This is a genomic window from Burkholderia sp. 22088 (assembly GCF_052045915.1).
In the GTDB taxonomy this organism is placed as follows: domain Bacteria; phylum Pseudomonadota; class Gammaproteobacteria; order Burkholderiales; family Burkholderiaceae; genus Burkholderia; species Burkholderia cepacia.
This window is the reverse complement of record NZ_JBQEPY010000011.1, coordinates 124,834-145,237: the sequence shown is the minus strand read 5'-3', so window position 1 is coordinate 145,237 and position 20,404 is coordinate 124,834. Positions and strand designations below refer to the sequence as shown.

Here is a 20,404-nt window from a genome sequence, read left to right as displayed (position 1 = left end):
GCACATGAGTTACTCGCAAAAGACGCTTCAACAGTTCATCGCTCGACGGCACCCGCTGTATGAGGCGATGAAGGCGCATTGGGACTTCCTCGAGGAAACCTACGAGGGCGGCCGCGCCTGGTTCGTCGCGAACTTGCACCGCTACATCAAAGAGGGCAAGAAGGAATACGAAGATCGGCTGGCGCGCGCGTATCGGTTCAACCATTCGCGCGAGGTCGTCGACCTGCTCGACAAATACGTGTTCAAGATGGAGATCCAGCGCAATGAGGACGCGCCGGATTACGTGCAGCGGTTCTGGAAGCGCGCGACGCTGTCGGACCTGCCGATCACGGAATTCATGAAGCGCGTGTCGAACCGGACGTCGACCTTCGGCCGTGTGTGGATCGTGGTCGATTCGACGAAGTCCGACGAGGTGCAGACGATCGCCGACGAGAAGGCGACGGACTCCCGCGTCTACGCCTACATCATCAAGCCTCAGCACGCGCTGGACATGAGCTTCGACCAGTTCGGGAAGCTGAACTGGATCCTTTTCTACGAGACGGAGCGCGACGACGGAAACCCGATTACCTCGTCGGGCAACGTCATGGAGCGTTACCGCCTCTGGACGCGCGAAAGCTCGCAGCTGTTCCGCGTCGAATACAAGCGCGGCAAGCCCATCATCATCGAAGACGCACCTGTGAAGCACGGGCTCGGTGTCGTCCCGGTGTTCTGGGCCGACAACATGATCTCGGACGACGTCTACACGTCCCCGGCGCTGATCGCCGATGTCGCCTACCTCGACCGTGCGGTCGCGAACTACCTGTCGAACCTCGATGCGGTGATTCAGGACCAGACGTTCAGCCAGCTCACGATCCCGTCTCAAGCGATCGAGTCGGGCACGGAAGGCTACGACAAGCTGGTCGAAATGGGCACGAAGCGGATCTTCGCCTACGACGGCTCGGGCGGTGGCAAGCCCGAGTTCATTTCGCCGGACGTGAAGCAGGCAGAGCTTATCCTCCAGGTGGTGTCCAAGATCATCAACGAGATCTACCACTCGGTCGGCCTCGCCGGCGAGCGCACCAAGCAGGACAACAGCCAAGGCATCGACAACAGTTCGGGCGTTGCGAAGGCATACGACTTCGAGCGCGTGAACTCGCTGCTCGCGGCGAAGGCCGATGCGCTCGAAGCGGCGGAACGCAAGCTCTGCGAGCTCGCCGCGCGCTGGAACGGCGAACAGATCGACATCGCGCCGAACGCCGCGCAGGTCGAAGAGCGCCAGATGGTTTCCTACCCGAAGGACTTCGACGTTCGCGGGCTCTACGACGAGTTCGACATCGCGGCACGCCTCTCGCTCATCGAGGCGCCGGACAGCGTGCGTCGTCAGCAGATGGAAGCGGTCATTCGCAAGCTGTTCCCGATGATTAAGCAGGATCTCATCGACGCGATGAAGAAGGATTTGAAAAATTGGCCGCCGGTGGACGCGCTGGCGGCGCCTGGGGCAAGCGCAACCCCGATGGGCAAGGGCGAGCTCCAGAAGACGGCGGGCCGAATCGTATCGAATCAGCTGGTCAAGTCGTCTTGAGCAGTAAAGCGGGCCGAGTGATAGGTCCATCACACAACCAGACCGAGAGAACGGTCAACGAAAGGTAGGCAAGAACATGAGTTGGTTTCTGAAGCAGATGATGGTGCGCGGCGGCTACATGGACGCAGCGGCGGGTGACGGCGGTGACGGCGGCAAGGGCGGCGGTGGCGGCCCGGCTGGTAGCGGTGGCGCACCCGAAGGCGGCGAAGGTGGCGGCGCAGGCGACGGCGGTGGCAAGAACAAGGGTGGTCAGGGTGGTGAGGGCGGTCAAGGCGACCCGGCCGGCTCGCGTTCGGGCAAGCCGTCGGATGCGGAAGCCGCACTGCTTCGTGAAGTGATGGACAAGAAGGCCAAGCTGAAGGAGACGTCCGAGGAGCTCGCGCGAGTGAACGCGCGCCTCGCGGAATTCGACGGCCTGGACGCGAAGGAGCTGCGCGAGCTGGTGAAGCAGCGCAAGGACGCCGAGACGGCCCAGCTGGAAGCGAAGGGCGCATGGGATGCGCTGAAGTCGCAGATGGTCGAGCAACACGGCGCCGAGCTGCGCGCGCGCGATGAAAAGCTGAGCGCCGCCGAGCAGCGCACGCGCGATCTCGAGGCTCAGATCGCGGAGCTGTCCGTTGGCAACGCGTTCGGCAATTCGAAGTTCATCAACGAAGAGCTGACCCTGTCGCCCGCCAAAGCGCGTCGCGTCTACGGCGCGCACTTCGAGTTCCAGGATGGCGCGGTTGTGGCATTCGACAAGCCGGCCGGGGCGAAGGACCGCGCGGTGCTCGTCGATTCGAAGGGCGAGCCGCTGAGCTTCGAAGCCGCGATCTCCAAGCTCGTCGATATCGACCCGGACAAGGATTCGCTGCGCAAGTCGAAGCTGCGCACCGGTGTCGGCTCATCGACGGGCGGCAAACAGACGCCGCATGCAGAGCCCGAAACGTCGAAAGTGACCACGGGTCGCTCGAAGATTGCTGCGGGCCTGGCCGCACGCACCAAGTGAGATCCGCCCTGATCTTGTAAACCCAATGGCTTCCTGATAAAGTAAGTCACCGATGATTTATCATCGTTTTTTTTCGAAAGGAAAACTATGCCTCTGTTGCAAGCAGAAGCCGAGAAGCTGTCGAACAACCAGCTTGTCGCCGGCGTGATCGAGGAAATCATCGAACGCGATGAACTCTTCGCGCTGATCCCCTTCATCGGCATCAACGGGAAGGCTTACGTCTACGACCGCGAGAACACGCTGCCGACTGCCGACTTCCTGTCGCCGAACGACACCGTGAACGAGGACGCAGGCACGTTTGACGAAGTCGTGTCGAAGCTGCGCATCCTCGCGGGTGACGTGGACGTCGACAAGTTCCTGCAGGAAACCGACTCGGATACGAACGACCAGCGCGCGACGCAGATCGCGATGAAGGCCAAGGCGGTCGGCCGTATCTTCAAGAAGACGATCGCGCAGGGCAACGCGTCGAAGAACCCGAAGGAATTCGACGGCTTGCCTCAACTGGTCACCTCGGCGATGACGCTGGACGCCGACACGAACGGTGCGCCGCTGACGCTGTCGATGATGGATGAGCTGGCTGACGCCGTCATCAACGGCGCCGACGCGTTCGTGATGCGTCCGGGCACGATCCGCGCATACCGCGCGCTGCTCTACGCGACCGGCGGCATCCAGCCGGCGATGGTCGAGATCCCGAATTTCGGCCAGGCGGTGCTTGCTCACAACGGCATCCCGATCCTGCGTAACGACTGGCTCGCGAACGACGAGACGATGGGCACGAACGCCAAGACGTGTTCGGTCTACGCCATCCGTTTGAACGAGCTGGACGGCATGCACGGCCTCTGGGGTGGCAAGGACGCGGGCATTCGCGTCGAAGACGTCGGCACGGTGCAGAACAAGGACGCCGACCGTATCCGCGTGAAGTGGTATTGCGGCACGGCTCTGAAGTCGACCCGTTCGCTGGCTCGTCTGCGCGGCGTCACCAACATTTAAGCCTATAAGTAAGTCACTAGTGATTTAAATAGGTAAAATGCGGGGCATGGGCATGTAGTCCATGCCCCTTTTCCGTTTTGGACAGGGAGTTCCACCACATGAAGATTCGCATGGTTCAGACCGGCTACGAGAGCTTCACCGGCTCGTTTGGCGGCGTTGACTTCGTCGACGGTGAGTCGGCGTTTGACGTCGACCACCGCACCGCCGCGCGCCTCGCCAACATCGTGAAGATCAAGCGCGAAGACGGTTCGAACCCGAGCACGGCGCAGCTCGTGCTGGATTCGCAGACCCGGCCGATGGCCGTCATCCCGACCATCGCGCCGGCCGCAGAGCGTGTCGAGTATTCGCAGGAATACCTGGAAGGCGTCGCATCGGATCGCGGCATCAAGGGGCTGCGCGAAATCGGCGACACCTTGGGTGTGAAGGCGACCGGCATCGGCGAGCTGATCCGTCTCATCCTGGAGAAGCAAGGCGTGAAAGTTGACGTCAAGCCGATCCCGCCCGTTGACGCGCCGGAAGGCCCGGAGGTCGCGACCACTATGACGAAGGGCACGACCGCGGCTGAAGCAGTTGCGATCGCTCCGGCAGAAGAGCGCACCGCTGACGCGGAGTAACCCATGAACGTGTATCTCGCCGCGTCGGACGTCGCCCTGACGGTTCCGTTCGTTGACAGCCAGGGCAACCCGGTCACGCCAACAGCGGTGAGCTACCGCGTGCTGGATGAAGAGGGCGCCGTGTTACTGGACGAGACGTCGATCGTATTCGATTCCGTTGTCGAATCGTTGACGGTCACGGTGCCGGCCGCCCTCAACGCGCTGCCTGCCGGGAAGGTGCGCGCGCTGCGTCAGATCGAGCTGCTCATGGACACGGCCGCCGGCCGCGTATTCGCGGATGCGCAATATCTGATCGAGGGCACGGAGCTGCTGGTTCCGGGCATCAACTCGTTCCAGACGCTCAACAAGGCCGAGCTCGTCGCGCTCGACATTCCGGGGTTGACCGGGTGGGCGCAGGCATCGCGATCCGAGCGCGTCGCCGCCATGATTCAGGCGCGCAACAACCTCGGCCAGATGCAATACCGCTACCGCTGGTCGGAGAACTGGCAGAACTTCATCTTCCCGGAGTTCGGTATCTACTCGATCGTCCAGTTTTCGCAGGAGCAATACATGTCCCTGCCGATCGACTTCCGTGTCGCGTGCGAGCGCGCGCAGATCATGGAAGCCGACGATCTACTGGGCGGCGACCCGGTCCTCGCCAAGCGACTGCAGGGCATTGTCTCCGAGACGATCGGGGACGCTTCCACCACCTTTTCGGCTGTTCGACCGAACCGCCGGCTGATCTGCGACCGCGCCATGAAGGAGCTGTCGCGCTACGTCGTCAAACGCACCCGCCTTTCTCGCTCATGAAGAACCACATCATCGATACGCTGGGCCTGAACGTGGCACGGCACACCACGGGCTTCAACATGGGGCTGACCGGGCTTGCCGCGTCCGTCGTGTATGGTGCCGCGCCGACCGCACCCAGCACGCTTTCGCAATACACGCGCGAGGGCCTCAGCGCGCAGGCTGGCTATCTGACTGCGCTGGCGGCAGTGATCGACCTAGCGCTGCGCGACGTTGTAGCGGCCGCGGCCGACCACGCCGGCGTCAACCCGGACATGGGCGCGATCATCGGCAGCGAGTTCGTTCGTCAGGAGCGTGCGGAGCTGCTAGGTGCGCTCTCCGCTCTCGCGCAGAAGAACGCCGCGACGGCCGCGCGCCGCGTGCGCGACTTCGTGACGCGCGTCGACCTGGCCGTAATGGCCGGCAGGAACACGATGTCCGGCGCGCTGGTGGCGGCGCGCATCGTCGAAGGGCAGGCGCCGGTGTCGTTTCGCGTGCTCGACACCCTCGGGCGCAAATGGAAGACGACTGATTACGCGGCCGCGCTCGTCAAGGGAACGATGCAGAGCATCTACGCCAACGCGTTCGCGACGATGGCGGCCGAAGCGGGTGCCGATCTGGTCGAGGTGATCTACCCCGACGAGGTTCACGACAACCACGGACTGCTGGTGTCGCTCTCCGGCGCAAAGGGCCGGCTGGGGTTCATGTCGGTGCGCGACGAGATCTTTCATCCGAACTCGGAAGCGCAGCTGCGTCCGTATGGGGGCGACGATGTTCCGGCCTAACGCAATCTGCTCCATCTTTCCGCTGCTCGAGCGCACCCTCTATGGCGAGTCGATCGCTGGCAAGCCCGTTCAGGAGGGGTGCAACATCGTGCGCTCGCAGTCGAGCGTGAAGCCCACCAACTCGCGCGCGATGATCTCGGGCTCGGGCGAGCACGCAGAAGACGCCGCGGTCGTCGCGCGCATTCTGGTTGACCGTCGCACGTCGGCAGCGATCGGCGCGAAGCTCATGGCGCGCGACATCACAATTCGCATCACGTCGATCGAGCCGAAATACGACACTTTCGGTCGGCTCGATCACCACGTCATCGAGGGCACGCCATGGGTCTAGTCAAAAGCAACTTCAGCACCGAGCTGCTCGCCGCGCAGCTGGCCCAGCTCGGCGAGCGCTCAAGCCGGAAGATCCTGACCGTCATGCGCGACGAGGCGCAGACGATCGCGCGCCTCGCAAGGGAGAACGCGCCGCACAAGGATGGCGATCTCGAGGAGGCAATCCACGTTGTCGAGGACCGCGGCGGGATGAACAACCGCACGCAGGTCACGATCGAGGTCGATCCGGCAGCAGTCGACGCGCACGGCAAACGGGTCGCCGAATACGCCGCGATCATGCACGAGGGGCTGGCGCCATACGGCACCGGCGCGTTCAAGCTCGATGACGGCTCGGTCGCTAAGGACGCCGGCTCGGGCAAAGTTGGCGGCAAGTTCATGGAGCGCGCGGTGCGCTCGCGGCTCGGTCCGATGGGAAAGAAGGTCAAGGCCATCATCGCCGAGGAGGGGCAGTGAATCTAGAAATGTTCGTTCCTAAGCTGGTCGCGGCGGGGCTCGGCAAACCGGGAGAGAGCATCTTCATCAACGAGATGCGTGCAGGCTGCGACGGGATCATGCTCAAGGAGAGCTACAAGGGCACTGCAATCGATCCGAACCTCCCAAAGTTCTATAAGGGCGAGTTTGCGATTGTCGTCCGCAAGAGCGGCTACACCACTGCGCGCGCGCTGGCGCACGATGCGATGAATGCGCTGGCGTCAATGCTCGAGGAAACGCTCGAGGATGGGACGCAGATTAAACATGTGATTCCGCGTCATCTTCCCATCGGTTATCCGATCCCGCAGTCGGGCCTTCAGGAATTCGTAGTCAACATTGACTGCGCCTATGTTGTCGGCTAGAGTGATAAATCAGCGATGACTTAGCATCGCATCCTTTGCAAAGGAGTTTTTGAGTGGCAAGTGATACCAAAAACGTGAAGCTGGGCATCTGCACCATTTTCTACAAGGGGCAGGATCTCGGCTATACGCAAGGCGGCGTGACGGTCACGGTCCAGACGAACACCCACAAGGTCAACGTCGACCAGTTCGGCCAGAGCGCCATCAACGAAAACATCATGTCGCGCGATGTCACGGTCAAGGCACCGCTGGCGGAAACGACACTGGACAACCTCGTTGCAACGATGCCGGGGGCGATTCTGACCACGACGGGCGGCACGAAGGCGTCGGGCTCGCTGACGGTCACGGCGCTTCCGGCAGCCAACGACACGATCGCCGTCAACGGCATCCTCTTCACGTTCAAGGCGAACGCGGTGGCGACGACGGACATCGCGATCGCTACCTCGACATCGGCACAGGCGGCGGCGATCGCGACTGCGCTGGCGGCGTCGCCCGATTCAAAGGTCAGCGGTGCCACCTATACGGCGTCGGGCTCGACGGTGACGGTGACGGCAAAAGCACAGGACGCAACCGGAAATGCGATCACGCTGGTGAGCGCTGGTGCTGGTGTGACGGTGTCGGGCGCAACGCTGACCGGTGGCTCGGATCCGAAGAAGAGCGTGGATGTAACCGACGGTGTCGGGCTGGATCTGCTGAGCCTGGCCGGCGAGCTCCGGCTGCACCCGCAGGCGAAGCCGGCAAACGACTACTCCGAGGACTTCGTGATTCCGCTGGCGGCAACGGCGGGCGGCATGAACTACGCGTATCAGGTGGACAAGGAGCGGGTGTTCGACACCACGTTCACCGGCTTCCCGGACCCGGTGTCGCGCAAGGTGTTCTCCATCGGCACTGCACCCGCGTAAAACACGCGCGTATTGCTGATTCAGCAATGACTTATAAGGGCCGGCGGAAGCCGGCTCACCCACATCACGAAGCGAAAGAGCATGAGCAAAAACTCCGCAGTCAAGATTCTCGACCTCGACAACCTGCCGACCAGCCAGCCGCAGCGGCAGATCACGCTGGGCGGCAAGAGCTACGCGGTGCGCGACATGACGGTCGAAATGTTCATCGACGCGCAGCAGGCCGCCAAGCGCCTCGAAGGCGAGACGGACATCCTCAAGCAGCTGGACGAGACGATCGTCGCGATCATGCGCGCGGTGCCGGACGTGCCCGAAGCCGAGCTGCGCAAGCTGACGTTCGAGAAGCTGTCGGTCGTCGGCGCGTTCATTCGCGGCATGTTCGACCCGGATCAGGCCGACGTCGAGGCAGCAGTCGCCGCTGCCGCGGCAGAGAACGGCGAGGGGGCCGGCGAAGCAAAAAAGTAACTGCCGCTGATGCCGACGGGGAGGTCGAAATCGATTTCCCCTTTCTGTTTTCGCGTGTCATGCGGCACTACAGCATGAGCTACAGGGAAGTCATGGGACTTCCCATTCGCGCTTTCTGGGTGCTCAACCGCAACATCAATCGGCTGCTCGCGGAAGAAGACCTCCGTGCGTTCATGTTGCATGTATCCCGCCAGGCCGCAGAGCCAGCGCAGGAATACGAAACCAAGCTCCGAACCGAGATTTTCCCCGATCAGGGAAACGCGACGAACTCGCGCCTGAACGAGAAGCGCGATGACGCCGGCTTCGCACAGCTAAAGATGATGGCGTCGCAACAATGGTAGGAAAGGCATGAACGGTCTGGGCGACATTGGTTACAACCTCATTCTGGATGACAGTGGCTTTCGCGTAACCGCGAGGGCCACGCATGCGCAGCTCCAGGCGCTCGAGCGCCAGTTCGCATCGACAGGACAGGCCGTCGAGGCACTGCAGGGCAGTCTGTCGAAGGCGGGCGGGTCGTTCCATAGCTTCGTGGCGACCGTCGGCGCGGTGAAGTTCGCGATGCTCGACGTGCATGGGATCTTCCTCGCGCTGCCGGCCGGCATCATGGAGACGTCCGGCCAGATCGAGCGGCTGACGAAGGTGCTGGAGGGGCTGTCGACCGCCAGCACTGATGCGAAGCGCCAGCTCGACGCGCTGCGCGGTGTGGACTTCATTCTGGGCCTCGAGCAGCGCGTGCCGTTCAGCATGCAGTCGCTCACGGACATGTTCGTCAAGCTCAAGACGGTCGGCATCGACCCCGCGAAGGGCGCAGCCGAAGCGCTGACGAACGAAGTCGCGAAGTTCGGCGGTGGATCGCTGCAACTGAAGGAAGCGTCGCTCGCGATCCAGCAGATGCTCGGTAAGGGCAGCGTGTCGCTGCAAGAGCTTCGCATGCAGCTGTCGCAGGCGGTCCCGAACGCGGCGCAGAAGATGGCCGACGCGATGGGCCTGTCGATGGATCAGCTCATCGGCAAGATCAAGAAGGGCTCCGTCGAAGCCTCGTCTGCCGTGGGCAAGATGCTCGCCGCGTTCAACCTGGACTCGCTGGGCGCCGGCGCGGCCCAGATGGAAACCTGGCTCGGTCTTCAGGAAAAGCTCGGCACGCAGTGGGAGCTCTGGAAGAAGTCCGTCGGTGACGCCGGGTTCTTCGACGCGGCCAAGAAGTCGCTCTCGGATATGGTGGACATCTTCCACACGTCCGAAGCGAAGGCGTGGGCGCACGACCTGAGCGATGGCTTGGTCGGCGCGATCAAGGCTGGCAATTCGCTTGTGAGCACGGTCGTCGAATACAAGGACCAGCTGAAGCTCGCCGCGGAAGCGGCTGTCGCGCTGGGCACCGTGATGGCGACGAAGTGGGTTCTGAGCGGCGTCGCGGGCGCGGCCGGCAACTTCGTCGGCTCGTTCCGTCAGTTCGCAACCGACTCGCTCGCAACCGAGAATCTGGTCGCGCAAAAGCGCATTTCCCTGTCCGAGCAGATCCGGGCCGAGGATGCGAAGCGCATTGCGATGATTCAGGAGGAGAGTGTCGCGCGCCAAGAGGCGCTCGCGTCTGAAATCGCCGGCAACCAGCGCCTCATCGTCGAGAACGACAAGCGCTACGCCGCCATCGACGCGCGCCGCCAGGCCGAGGTCGCAGGTGAGATCGCAGCCAACGAGCAGATCCTCGCGGCCAAGGTAACGTTGCTCGCTGAGCTCGAGGCGCGCGAGGTCGCGGCAACCGCATTCGTTGCGGCCGAGCAGGACAAGCGCCTCGCGATGTCGATGGCGTCCAATTCGGCCACGGCCGCGCAGTATGCGGCGCAGGCTAAGTTCACCGAGGAAGTTGAAGGGCGACTCGCGTCGATGCGCGCCGAGATTGCGCTTCTGACCGAAGAAGAGGCGCTGCTGCGTCAGCGCATCGCGACGCTCAACGCCGTGTCCGCAGCCGAGCGCGAAACCGCGATCGCCCAAGGGCAGCTCAATGCGGCGACTAGCGCAGAGAACGCGATTCTCGTCGAGAAGAACGCGATCCTCGCAGCGACCATTGCTGAAGAGCGTGTCGCACTGACGGCGGTTCAGCAGATGACGACCGCGCAGGTTGCGTGGAAGGAGGCGACGCTCGGGCTGCAGTTCGCGTTCAACGCCCTCGGCGGCTGGCTCACGGTGCTGGCCGGCGCAATCATCGGCGGCATCGCGCTCTGGAACAGCTTCGCTGAAGCGGCCAAGCGTGCGGCAAACGCCGCGATCGACGCGGCCAACATCAAGCGCTCGATCGCGCAGGGTGCCGTTGCGCAGGGCGACCTGGACCGCCAGGACGGTCACATCGCCGATCAGAAGAACAAGATCGCGGACCTGCAAAACCAGATCGCGATGGCGCAGAAGGGACGGCGCGTAGATTCGGGCTGGGAGGCTGCGGATCCTCAGCGCGTGCAGCAACTCAAGACGCAGCTTGCCCAAGAGCAGGCGGCGCTGAGCGAGCTCGTCAGCCAGCGCGCGGCCGCGAAGAAGGTTCTCGACGCGTCCGACCTCGACGCCAACACCTACAAGTATCAGACCGCATACCAGCGGGAGACGGACGCCAAGGTCGCGGCCATCGCGAAGTCGGGCCAGAACGAAGTCTCGGCGATCAAGGACAAATACGACGCGATCAAGAAGGCGTCGGGCAAGGGGCTGTCCGAAGAGCAGCAGCAGGCGCAGGGCACCGAGGTTGCAGCGGCGATCAAGAAGGGCACCGAGGCGATCGCCAAGGCATACGACGCGCGCGACGCCGAGCTGCGTCAGAAGATCAAATCGGTCACCGGGCCGGACGCCGAAATGCAGCGCGCGGCGCTGCAGAAGGAGCTCGAGCGCGTTCGCCAGGAGGGCGAGAACCAGCGTTCCACGTTCGTAGCAGCGATGAACTCGCCGAACGTATGGCTCGAAGCGAACAAGAAGAAGGGTGGCGCAGCCCGGCCACCCACCGACAAGCTCGCGAACCGGCTGGGCGACTTGAACGTCCAGATCGCTGACGCCAAGGCAAAGCTCGCGCAGGTCGTCGAGGGTGCCACCGAGTATGACCAGCTCCGCGCCCAGGCGCAGGAGAAGGTGTCGGCAATGATCGACGCCGGCCAACTGAATTTCGTTACGCACGGCAAGGGCGGCACGAGCTCGAAGGCCGACATCAACAGCGAAATGGCCCAGAAGCTCGTCGACCAGATGACGCTGCTGGAGATCCTGAAGAACGGCCGGCAGCAGATGCAGCAGCTCAACGCGCGGATCGCGCCGCTGAAGGCCGAATACGCGCAGGGCATGGATCAGATCGCGCGGGGCGATTTCACGACGCCGACCGGGAAGAACGACAACTCGATGTTGTCGTTCCTCGAGAAGCTGTCGACCCGGTCGCTGGAAGCCGCGAAGGATCTCGCGCCCCTCATTGACAAAATGAAGGAGGCCCAGCGGGTGGCCGATCAGGTCGACCTGATGAACTTCACCCGCAACGTCGGCAAGCAGATGCAGGCCGACCAGCTCTCGCTGATGGAAGGCCGGGTTGAGAAGCTTCAGGCTCAGTTCGCCATCGAGAACCAGGCGTGGGAGCGGGAGGCGCGCGATCGACTGGATAAGGTCAGTGCGAAAGGCGGGGACGTTAGCGCTGACAAAGCGATTCTTGATGCTGCGCGTGCAACCAAGTTTGAGGTTCAGGCAAAGAAACTCGAAACACCGATGCAGCAGCTGGTCGACAAGTGGAAGCAAGCCACCGACACGATGCAGCAGGCGTCGGTGAACTGGTCGAACAACACGATCGACGCATTCGTCAACGCCGCCAAGACCGGTCGGTTCGAGTGGCAAAACCTGATGGAGGGCATCGTCGCCGACACCCTGAAGGCGTCGCTCCAGAAGAAGATCGGATCGTCCCTTCAGGTCGGCTACGACTGGCTGGCGAATGGCATCGGCAAGCTGCTGGGCGGCAACGCCACGCCGGCGCCCGTGACGGCTCAGGGCTCGGCGGGTGCGGGTCTGGGCATGGCCGGCGGCCTCGAGCTGCAAACCAGCGTGTCGACCCTCACTCGGGGCTTCACCACTCTCGCGGCGAGCTCGGACAAGTGGGGGTTCTCGCTCGCTGACAACGTGAAGGGCATGTTGACCGGGCAGACCGCGCAGGTTACCGCCAACAACTCTTTGATGACGTTGGCGAACGCCGCCCAAATCGCATCGTCTGCGCTCGCGCAGATGGCGGGCGGTAGCGCCGGAGGAGGCGGGCTAGGCGGGCTGTTCGGCGCGTTGGGGTCCGTGTTCGGTCTGGGCGGTTCGTCCGGTGCGTCGTCTGCCGCGGCCGGCTCGGCGAGCAGCTGGGGCGTGGGCTCGAACAGCTTCGGCTTCACTATGCCCGCGTTCGCGAACGGCGGCGTGATGACGCAGTTCGGCGTGATGAACCTCCGGAAGTATGCGAATGGCGGTATCGCGAACTCGCCACAGATGGCGATCTACGGGGAGGGCAGCTCTCCGGAAGCGTTCGTCCCGCTGCCTGATGGCCGCTCTATTCCTGTGACGATGCGCATTGCCGCGCAACAGCAGAGCGGGGGGCAAGGCGCTGGTGCCTCCCCGGTGACCGTCAACGTCATCAACCAGACGGGTCAGCAGGTGCAGGCGCAGCAGGGCAATACGCGCTTCGACGGCAAGCAGATGATTCTCGACGTAGTGCTGTCCGCAGCGACGACGCCGGGCGGGTTCCGTGACCAGATGCGAGGAGCAATGAAGTGACCTACACGACCATGCCGTTCTGCGACCAGCAGGACTCTTCCAAGTTTCAGCAGGGCAAGGAGAACCCGGCGATCGGTTCGAAGATGGACGGGGGCTACGTGGTGACGCGCCCCCGTCACACACGCCGGCCGCGCCGCAAGTTTTCGACCGGCTTCACCAACATGAGTCAGGCAGACAGGGACGCGTTCGACTCGTTCTTCGACTCCGTGCATGGCGGGTCGGTGATTTTTACGTATATCCACCCCACGACGAAGGAGCAAATTCTGGTGCGGTTTACGCCAGATACGGAACTCGGCTGGAAGTATTCGGGCGTCGGCAAGAACTTTCGTTGGGATGTGGACTTCAAGCTCGAGGAGGCTTAATGGGAAACCGTCTTTCTGTCGCCAGCGTCATCGAGAAGAACAAGCTCGGCAGTGACGTTCCGTATCTGGCATTTCTTGAGATCGGCGTGCTGGACCGCACGACGGGCTCGATCCTCGAGACGCTCCGTTTCGTGAACAACACCGAGGACATCAAGCGCAACGGCGCTACTTACACCGCGGCACAGTTCTCGCTCGAGCTCAAGGCGGAAACCGGCACGCAGCCACAGATCATGCTGTCGGTCCTGGACTACGCGCGTGTGCTCCTGCAGAAGATGCAGGACAACAGCGGCGGCACGGGTTTCCCCGTGACCGTGATCGTGTGCTCGGCCGACAACCTGAACGGCACACCGGAGGTGCAGGAGTATTTCGAGGTCGTCAATGCCTCGGCGACCAACTACACGGTGTCGTGGACGCTCGGCGCGGAGAACGGCCTGCAGAAGATGTTCCCGAAGCGGATCCAGCGGCGCGACTTCTGCCAGTGGGTCTATCGCGACGGAAGCACCTGCCGCTACAACGGCCCGATGCAGGTTTGCGATCGAACGATGGAGGGAACGCTCGGCTGTCGCGCGCACGGCAACGTCATCAACTTCGGCGGATACCCGAACTTGGTTTCCTCGAATTCTGTTACCCGGTAGAATAAGTCACTTATGACTTATTATAACCTTCTCGGCATCCCGTTTGAGCTAGGTGGACGCGGGCCTGATTCGTTCGACTGCTACGGGTTGGTGATGCACCTCACGGAGCAGGCCACGGGCAAGCGGCCGCCGGACTACGGGGTGTCTGGGGATGCCGCGCGCATCGGGGCGATGATGGCGTGCGCCCGTGTGTTCTGGAAAAAGCTCGACGGGCCGAAGCCCGGCTGCTGCGTGCTTTTCCGGATGGGCCGCCACATCAACCACTGCGGCTACGTCATCGACGCCAACCGCTTCATCCACGCCTGGGACCAGACAGGCGGCGTGACGATCGAGCGGCTTTCGGATTGGGAAAAGAGCAAGAGGGTTTTCGGGTTCTATGAGTATCAGCATGCAGAGTAGCGAACTGGCGCAGGTCATCAACGTCCGACGCATCGTCAACCCGCTGGATCCGCTCTACGAGATCGAGACGGAGCAGTGGGCCTACCGTGCGGGCGCCACGCTTGCCGACTATCTGCCGCTGGTGCTGGCGGAAGAGGTGGTGGTGTCGCGCAACGGCGGCATCGTCGAGAGCAAGGACTTCGGGCTGGTATTCCCGCAGCCGGACGACTTCATCGTGCTCTGCCCGATCCCGCGCGGTGGCGGCGGTTTCAAGGGCATCTTTCGCATGATTGCGATGGTTGCCGTCGCGATCGTCGCGCCCGAGTTGGCGGGCGCGCTTGTGTCGCTCGGCGGCATTGGCCTGGCAGCAGCAGTCGGTTCCGCCGGTTTAACCGCGATCACCGCGGCAGTGACGGTCGGCATCGCGGTCGCTGGCTCGCTGTTGATCAACGCGATTATGCCGCCGCCCACGCCGACGAACAGCTCGAACAACAGTTTGTCCTCGAGCTCGACATACGGTGCCGATGGAGCAAAAAACACCAGCGCCGAGGGACTGCCGGTGCCGGTTTGCTATGGCGCGTTCCAGATGGCAGGCAACATCATCGGCGCCTACACCGAGAACGTCGACAACAGCCAGATCCTCTACATGCTGATCAACGCCGGGGAAGGCCCCATCGCGTCGATCTCGAATATTCGCCTCAACGATCGGGACATCAGCGAGTTCAAGGAAGTCGCGGTGCAGACGCGTATGGGCGATCCGACCCAAGGGGTGATCGACTGGTTCTCCAAGGTCATCGTCCCGCACAGCAAGAGTCAGATTCTCCCGCACGATAGCAGCTACCTGCAGTTTTCCACGTCCGATTCGGTCGAACAGGTTCGCCTGGACTTCACGTTCCCCGCCGGCTTGTTTGCGCTCGATCGCAACTCGGGCGACATGCAGTCCAACACCTGCGTCATTGAGGCAGATTATCGCCTCGTGGGTGCAACTGATTGGACGCCCTTCAGCGCGACCCAGCCGTCCTACAAGAACGTCAAGATCCGACCGAAGATCTACCGAGGCGGCTTCCTCGGCAATGATTACCCGAGCGACCCCAGTGACAAGATCACCGATTTCGCGATCGTGTATTCGGACACGAATACCGATGTCGATAGCTCGCTCATTGCTGCGCTGAAAAACCAATACTGGAACTACGTCGGACGTCCATACTCGACATGGCTGAGCGCCTTCGGTGGAATGTGGATCTCGACGTCGATCTCGATTCCCGGACGCGGCGGCGCGCTGATCGTAACGGAGAAGATGCGTTCAACGGTGCGCCGATCCTACTTCTCGCCGCAGCTGCCGCTGGGGAAGTATGAGGTTCGCGTTCGGCGCAACGAGAACTACACCGACTGGACCAGCGGCAACCCGCGCGTTATCCGCGGCCAGCCTATCACCGGTGACACGTCGCAATCCGAGTGCTATATCACGGACCTGAACGAGATCGTCTACGAGGGTGTCGCCTATAACCACACGGCCCTCGTGGCTCTGCGCGTTCAGATGGACAGTCAGCTGTCGGGCATCCCGTCGGTCACGTTCACGAACGGTGGTCGGCTCATCACGACGATGACGCGCAGCAAGGGTGTTATCCAGACGGCACAGTCGGCAAGCGCGAACCCGGCCTGGGTCTACTACGATATGGCGACGAACGGTCGCTATGGTCCTGGCTTCAGTCCGGATCGGCTCGACATGGACTCGCTGTTCGAGTGGGCTGAGTTCTGCGACTCTAATGGTCTGACGTTCAACGCGGTTCTCGACCAGACGATGAACTTCTGGGATGCGTCCGCGTATGTGCTGCGCGTTGGTCACGCTCAGGTCATCACGGTCGGCACGCGCTACTACATCGCGATCGAGCGCGCATCCGATCCCGTGATGATGTTCGGTATGGGCAACATCATGCAGGACACCTTCAAGCAGACGTGGCTGGGCACGGTCGATCGCGCGACCGAAGTCGATGTGACCTACTTCGACCGGACGGACGGCTACAGGGAAAAGACCGTCAAGGTCACCAACCCGGATTCAGTGCTCGAAGGGCAAAAGCAGAACGCGAGCGCGATCACGCTGTATGGCGTGGTCGACATCAAGCGCGCCTACATGGAGGGCGCCTTCCAGCTCAACCTGAATCGCTACCTGCAACTGACGTGCGAGTGGCAGTCCCCGGTCGAGTCCATCGCATGTGCGCCGGGCGACGTTGTGCTGGTGCAGCACGACATGCCCGCATGGAGCGAGTCGGGTCGCACGGCCGCTGGCTCGAGCAACAGCGTCATCAAGCTCGACAAGCTCGTCACGATGGAGGCTGGCGGCCGCTATCGCCTGCTGGTTCTGAGCAACACGGTCACGCGCGGGACGTCGGTAATTCAGGCGATCACCGGGACTTTTGTGCAGGTCGCCAACGGCACGCCGTCGGGACGGCTGATGCGCCTGACGAACGGGGCGGGCGCCGACGTCGGCATCACCAACGTGCTGCCGGATGGGGTCTATGTCGAATCCACCGCTGGGCTCTCGGTCGGCCAGCCGGTCACCTTCATCGACACCGATGTCGTGGAGGAGCATGACGTCGTCCTGGCGCCGGGGCAGACCGACACCGTCCAGCTGGTGTCGCCGATGTCGTATGCGCCGGGTCCGTTCATCAACTATATGTTCGGGAAGACGGAGAAGGTCAAGAAGCCGTTCCGCATCAAGGGTGTAACGCTTGGATCGTCCGATTTCCATCGGACGATCACGGCAATCGAGTATCGGCCGGAAGTCTACGACCTGTCCCAATACGAAGAGGTCTACGGCTCGCTCGAGGTGCCGTCTATCGATCCGTCGCAAGGCGTGATCAGTGCCGTCCAGAACCTCACGATCTACGAGGAGACATTCGTCTCCGGCACGCAGATCCTCACGAACGTGCGGGCCGCATGGGCGAACCCGGTGGTTGGGGCGTATGCGGGCGCTGACATTCACCTGTCGATCAATGGGGCGACGCCGGTGCTCGCTGACACGGTCCGCGGAGATACGAGCTATCTCGTCAAAGGGCTGAACAAGGGTGACACGGTGACCGTGCGCGCGGTTGCGTATGACATCTGGGGCAAGCGCGCGAGCTACGATCAATCGCCCACGGTGACCTACAAGGTGGTTGGCTCCGTCTCGAACCTGGCGGTCGCCGATGTAACCGGCGTGAACTTCATCTGGGCCGGCAAGGATCTGAAGCTGTTCTGGAACTACAACTCGACCACGCAGTCGTTCGAGTTTGGCTCCGAGCCGAACGGCGCGGACAGCGGTTCGCTGGATCCGCACTTCCTCGACTACGAGGTGCGCGTCTACGACCACAGCCACAAACTTCTGCGCGTCGAGCACACGCGCGACAACAACTACATCTACACCTACGAGAAGAACGTCGCCGACGGCACGCATCGCCGTGTGACCGTCGAAATCGCCGTGCGCGACGTCTTCAACAATGTCGGCCGGCCCGCCGTCATGGACGCCTATAACCCGCCCCCGACGGTAGTATCTGCGAACCAGAGCGCCGACTACGATCGCGTGACGATCTCCTACACGCACTCGGACGATACGGACTTCGCTGGCGCGGCGATCTATCTGAGCGATGATCCGAACTTTGTCGCGGACTCGACAACGCTGGTTTACCAAGGCCCGGACAGCTCTGTGCTGCTGCCGAACCTGATGTTCAACCACGACTACTACTACGTGCTCGTGCCGTTTGATGCGTTCGGGATGGATGAGACGATTCCTACGCCGAAGTTCAAGTTTCACACGCCGTTCATGGACGTCAATGCGATTGCGGACGGCGTTCTGAATGGATCGAAGCTCATCCCGGAACTTCAACAGCGAATCGACCTCGTTGACGGGAACGGCCTCGGCTCGGTGAACCAACGTGTGCAGGAAGCGATCGACACCGCGAACAAGGCGATCGCGGCGGCGAGTGCTACATCTGCGGCGGCGACCAAGGACGCGCTCGATGCGGAAGCGGCGGCTCGCAAGGTCGCCGAGGGCGCACTCACGGCGGCCATCACAACCGAGCAGCAGACGCGGCAAGCGGCTGACGATTCGCTCTCGAGTCAGGTCCAGTCGGTGACGGCACGGGTCGACCAGAACGCGGCCGCCATCCAGACCGAACAGACGGCCCGTGCGAATGCTGACAGCTCCTTGTCGACCCGAATCGATACGGTTGTCGCCACGACGAACGCGAATACTGCGGCCATCACCGGCGAGCAGAAGGCACGCACCGATGCAGACTCGGCATTGTCGACCCGAATCGACACCGTGACCGCATCTGTTGCGAGCGCTAACGCCGCAATCGTGAATGAACAGACCGCGCGAGCGAATGCTGACAGCGCAAACGCGTCGACCATCAGCTCCGTGCAGGCACAGCTCGGCAACGCGCTCCTGTTCCGTGTCTCGAGCAATGGCGCATCGGCCGTTGGTGCGGCGGCTACCGGCCTCTACAATGCCGTGTCCGGCGTGAAGATGCAGGGCGGGGCACGGAGTTATAACGTCGCGACGATCGACGCAACTGGCGCCGTGACGACGCGCGGTTCGTTCGACGTCTTCGGCAGCACGGCGGCGCGCGACAATCTTGTGACGCTATTGAATGGACTGCCCAACACGGTCACGGTTGTCGTGTGGACGTTTGACGAGCCCCAGGCAAACCTCTCCGGGCCGCTTCAGGCGGCACTGGTCCGATGCGGAGCGACCAACGCGGTTCTCTCGCAGGTCAAATACCGCTCTGCATACATCCTCGTCGGCGTGCCGGGCAGCAACGAAGGCTCGGGAACGGAGCAATACGCCGGCGCCGTCGACAGCGATACGAAGGCATTCCTGACCTACACCTTCCAGGTGCTGAATGGGAAGCCCGTGGCGACGGCCGGCGGCCAGCTGCCGATGGTGATCCAGGCAAACGTGACGTCCGAGACGAACGCGCGTGTGGCAGCGGACGGCGCGCTTGGGTCGCGAATCGATGCGGTGGTTGCCAGTGCGGCCGGCAATACCGCAGCAATCACCTCCGAGCAAACTGCCCGTGCGAACGCTGACTCGGCATTGTCGACCCGGATCGATACGCTGTCGTCTACCGTTGGCGCCAACACGGCAGCCATCACCACCGAGCAGAAGACGCGCTCGGATGCCGACAGTGCGCTGTCGAACCGAATCGACACCCTCGCTACGACGGTGAGCTCAAACACCGCGGCGATTACGACCGAGCAGACGGCGCGCGCGAACGGGGACAGCGCGAACGCTGCGTCGATCATGAACCTGACGACGACGCTCAACGGCCACACGACCACGATTCAGCAGCAGGCAAGCTCAATCAATGGTCTGAACGCGCAATACACCGTCAAGATCGACAACAACGGGTATGCGGCGGGCTTCGGCCTCGCGTCGACGACGGTGAACGGTGTGCCGACGAGTGAGTTCGCTGTCCGCACCGACACCTTCTCCGTGAACCTGCCGGGCTACGCGGGCGTGCATCCGTTCACGATCGGTGCAGTCTACGGTCAGCCGAAGGTGATCATCAGCAGTGCGCTGATTGGTGATGCGTCGATCGACACCGCGAAAATCGGCGACTTGCAGGTCAACACTGCAAAGATTGCGGACGGCTCTATCAACAGCGCCAAGATCAGTTACGCGGCGATTCAGGCAGCACACATCGGCGAGGCGCAGATCGACACCTTGCGGATCGGTCAGAACGCGGTGACTACCGGCGTGTATTGGGAAACGACAAGCGGCTCCAACTACGGATCGGGATTCACCTACCGGTCAACGGGCAATCCAGTATTGTTTATCTTTGCTGGTTTGTCGAGCAGCGCCTTCGGTGGCGTTCTCAGCGTCGACGGTAAGCAGCTTGGGGCATACATTGGTGGACGAACAAACCAACAAAACAACGTCTCTGGTGGACTCGCTCTGCCGACCTATGGATGCTGTTCGGCCAATCTCCCTCCGGGCGATCACTCCGTCTCGATAACTGGTGACATCCATTACGTTATCTACGCGATCGAGTTCAAACGATAAGGAAGCA

17 protein-coding genes are annotated in these 20,404 nt (G+C 62.5%); all 17 read left to right on the top strand.

Annotated features, from left to right (window positions below):
• Window positions 1-4: 4 nt before the first annotated feature.
• The 17 genes from ACTJLD_RS22030 to ACTJLD_RS21950 all read left to right on the top strand — a co-directional run bounded on the left by ACTJLD_RS22030 (window position 5) and on the right by ACTJLD_RS21950 (window position 20,397).
• The gene (locus tag ACTJLD_RS22030) at window positions 5-1,561 is read left to right on the top strand and encodes a hypothetical protein (protein WP_440659672.1); all 1,557 of its coding nucleotides are present in this window, start codon (window positions 5-7) and stop codon (window positions 1,559-1,561) included.
• A gap of 76 nt (window positions 1,562-1,637) precedes the next feature.
• Window positions 1,638-2,549: a DUF6651 domain-containing protein gene (locus tag ACTJLD_RS22025; protein ID WP_440659671.1), complete on the top strand. Its 912-nt coding sequence runs from the start codon at window positions 1,638-1,640 to the stop codon at window positions 2,547-2,549.
• Between the two features lie 87 nt (window positions 2,550-2,636).
• Window positions 2,637-3,539, top strand: coding sequence for a major capsid protein (locus tag ACTJLD_RS22020; RefSeq protein ID WP_440659670.1), 903 nt, complete (start codon window positions 2,637-2,639; stop codon window positions 3,537-3,539).
• 98 nt (window positions 3,540-3,637) lie between these two features.
• On the top strand, window positions 3,638-4,153 hold the full coding sequence (locus tag ACTJLD_RS22015; protein WP_440659669.1) for a hypothetical protein: 516 nt from the start codon (window positions 3,638-3,640) through the stop codon (window positions 4,151-4,153).
• Between the two features lie 3 nt (window positions 4,154-4,156).
• A complete protein-coding gene (locus tag ACTJLD_RS22010; RefSeq protein ID WP_440659668.1) occupies window positions 4,157-4,942 on the top strand; it encodes a hypothetical protein in 786 nt (261 codons plus the stop codon).
• A gap of 59 nt (window positions 4,943-5,001) precedes the next feature.
• Window positions 5,002-5,703, top strand: coding sequence for a hypothetical protein (locus tag ACTJLD_RS22005; RefSeq protein WP_440659667.1), 702 nt, complete (start codon window positions 5,002-5,004; stop codon window positions 5,701-5,703).
• Window positions 5,678-6,031 carry a hypothetical protein gene (locus ACTJLD_RS22000; RefSeq protein ID WP_440659666.1) on the top strand — a complete coding sequence of 118 codons (354 nt, stop codon included), beginning with the start codon at window positions 5,678-5,680 and terminating at the stop codon, window positions 6,029-6,031. Before ACTJLD_RS22005 ends, ACTJLD_RS22000 begins: the two co-directional genes overlap by 26 nt.
• Window positions 6,022-6,483 (top strand): HK97 gp10 family phage protein, encoded by a 462-nt coding sequence (locus ACTJLD_RS21995; RefSeq protein ID WP_059608973.1) that lies wholly within the window; start codon window positions 6,022-6,024, stop codon window positions 6,481-6,483. Before ACTJLD_RS22000 ends, ACTJLD_RS21995 begins: the two co-directional genes overlap by 10 nt.
• A complete protein-coding gene (locus ACTJLD_RS21990; RefSeq protein ID WP_155753745.1) occupies window positions 6,480-6,863 on the top strand; it encodes a phage tail terminator protein in 384 nt (127 codons plus the stop codon). The genes ACTJLD_RS21995 and ACTJLD_RS21990 overlap by 4 nt, the downstream gene beginning before the upstream one ends.
• A gap of 74 nt (window positions 6,864-6,937) precedes the next feature.
• Entirely contained in the window at window positions 6,938-7,762 is an 825-nt protein-coding gene (locus ACTJLD_RS21985; RefSeq protein ID WP_440659665.1) for a hypothetical protein, read from the top strand.
• An 81-nt stretch (window positions 7,763-7,843) separates the two neighbouring features.
• Window positions 7,844-8,224, top strand: a complete 381-nt coding sequence (locus tag ACTJLD_RS21980) for a hypothetical protein (protein ID WP_440659664.1) — start codon at window positions 7,844-7,846, stop codon at window positions 8,222-8,224.
• 74 nt (window positions 8,225-8,298) lie between these two features.
• Entirely contained in the window at window positions 8,299-8,565 is a 267-nt protein-coding gene (locus ACTJLD_RS21975; protein ID WP_440659663.1) for a hypothetical protein, read from the top strand.
• A 7-nt stretch (window positions 8,566-8,572) separates the two neighbouring features.
• The gene (locus ACTJLD_RS21970; protein ID WP_440659662.1) at window positions 8,573-12,979 is read left to right on the top strand and encodes a tape measure protein; all 4,407 of its coding nucleotides are present in this window, start codon (window positions 8,573-8,575) and stop codon (window positions 12,977-12,979) included.
• Complete coding sequence (locus ACTJLD_RS21965) at window positions 12,976-13,341, top strand: hypothetical protein (protein ID WP_440659661.1); 366 nt, start codon at window positions 12,976-12,978, stop codon at window positions 13,339-13,341. Before ACTJLD_RS21970 ends, ACTJLD_RS21965 begins: the two co-directional genes overlap by 4 nt.
• Window positions 13,341-13,976: a hypothetical protein gene (locus tag ACTJLD_RS21960; RefSeq protein WP_440659660.1), complete on the top strand. Its 636-nt coding sequence runs from the start codon at window positions 13,341-13,343 to the stop codon at window positions 13,974-13,976. The genes ACTJLD_RS21965 and ACTJLD_RS21960 overlap by 1 nt, the downstream gene beginning before the upstream one ends.
• 12 nt (window positions 13,977-13,988) lie before the next feature.
• Entirely contained in the window at window positions 13,989-14,375 is a 387-nt protein-coding gene (locus tag ACTJLD_RS21955; RefSeq protein ID WP_440659659.1) for a C40 family peptidase, read from the top strand.
• Entirely contained in the window at window positions 14,365-20,397 is a 6,033-nt protein-coding gene (locus ACTJLD_RS21950) for an interleukin-like EMT inducer domain-containing protein (protein WP_440659658.1), read from the top strand. The genes ACTJLD_RS21955 and ACTJLD_RS21950 overlap by 11 nt, the downstream gene beginning before the upstream one ends.
• Window positions 20,398-20,404: the final 7 nt, after the last annotated feature.

Excerpts from the sequence above, each read along its gene's own strand:
- ACTJLD_RS22030 (WP_440659672.1), top strand. The coding sequence starts at position 5 with ATGAGTTACTCGCAAAAGACGCTTCAACAGTTCATCGCTCGACGGCAC.
- ACTJLD_RS22025 (WP_440659671.1), top strand. The coding sequence starts at position 1,638 with ATGAGTTGGTTTCTGAAGCAGATGATGGTGCGCGGCGGCTACATGGAC.
- ACTJLD_RS22020 (WP_440659670.1), top strand. The coding sequence starts at position 2,637 with ATGCCTCTGTTGCAAGCAGAAGCCGAGAAGCTGTCGAACAACCAGCTT.
- ACTJLD_RS22015 (WP_440659669.1), top strand. The coding sequence starts at position 3,638 with ATGAAGATTCGCATGGTTCAGACCGGCTACGAGAGCTTCACCGGCTCG.
- ACTJLD_RS22010 (WP_440659668.1), top strand. The coding sequence starts at position 4,157 with ATGAACGTGTATCTCGCCGCGTCGGACGTCGCCCTGACGGTTCCGTTC.
- ACTJLD_RS22005 (WP_440659667.1), top strand. The coding sequence starts at position 5,002 with ATGGGGCTGACCGGGCTTGCCGCGTCCGTCGTGTATGGTGCCGCGCCG.
- ACTJLD_RS22000 (WP_440659666.1), top strand. The coding sequence starts at position 5,678 with ATGGGGGCGACGATGTTCCGGCCTAACGCAATCTGCTCCATCTTTCCG.
- ACTJLD_RS21995 (WP_059608973.1), top strand. The coding sequence starts at position 6,022 with ATGGGTCTAGTCAAAAGCAACTTCAGCACCGAGCTGCTCGCCGCGCAG.
- ACTJLD_RS21980 (WP_440659664.1), top strand. The coding sequence starts at position 7,844 with ATGAGCAAAAACTCCGCAGTCAAGATTCTCGACCTCGACAACCTGCCG.
- ACTJLD_RS21975 (WP_440659663.1), top strand. The coding sequence starts at position 8,299 with ATGAGCTACAGGGAAGTCATGGGACTTCCCATTCGCGCTTTCTGGGTG.
- ACTJLD_RS21970 (WP_440659662.1), top strand. The coding sequence starts at position 8,573 with ATGAACGGTCTGGGCGACATTGGTTACAACCTCATTCTGGATGACAGT.
- ACTJLD_RS21960 (WP_440659660.1), top strand. The coding sequence starts at position 13,341 with ATGGGAAACCGTCTTTCTGTCGCCAGCGTCATCGAGAAGAACAAGCTC.
- ACTJLD_RS21955 (WP_440659659.1), top strand. The coding sequence starts at position 13,989 with ATGACTTATTATAACCTTCTCGGCATCCCGTTTGAGCTAGGTGGACGC.
- ACTJLD_RS21950 (WP_440659658.1), top strand. The coding sequence starts at position 14,365 with ATGCAGAGTAGCGAACTGGCGCAGGTCATCAACGTCCGACGCATCGTC.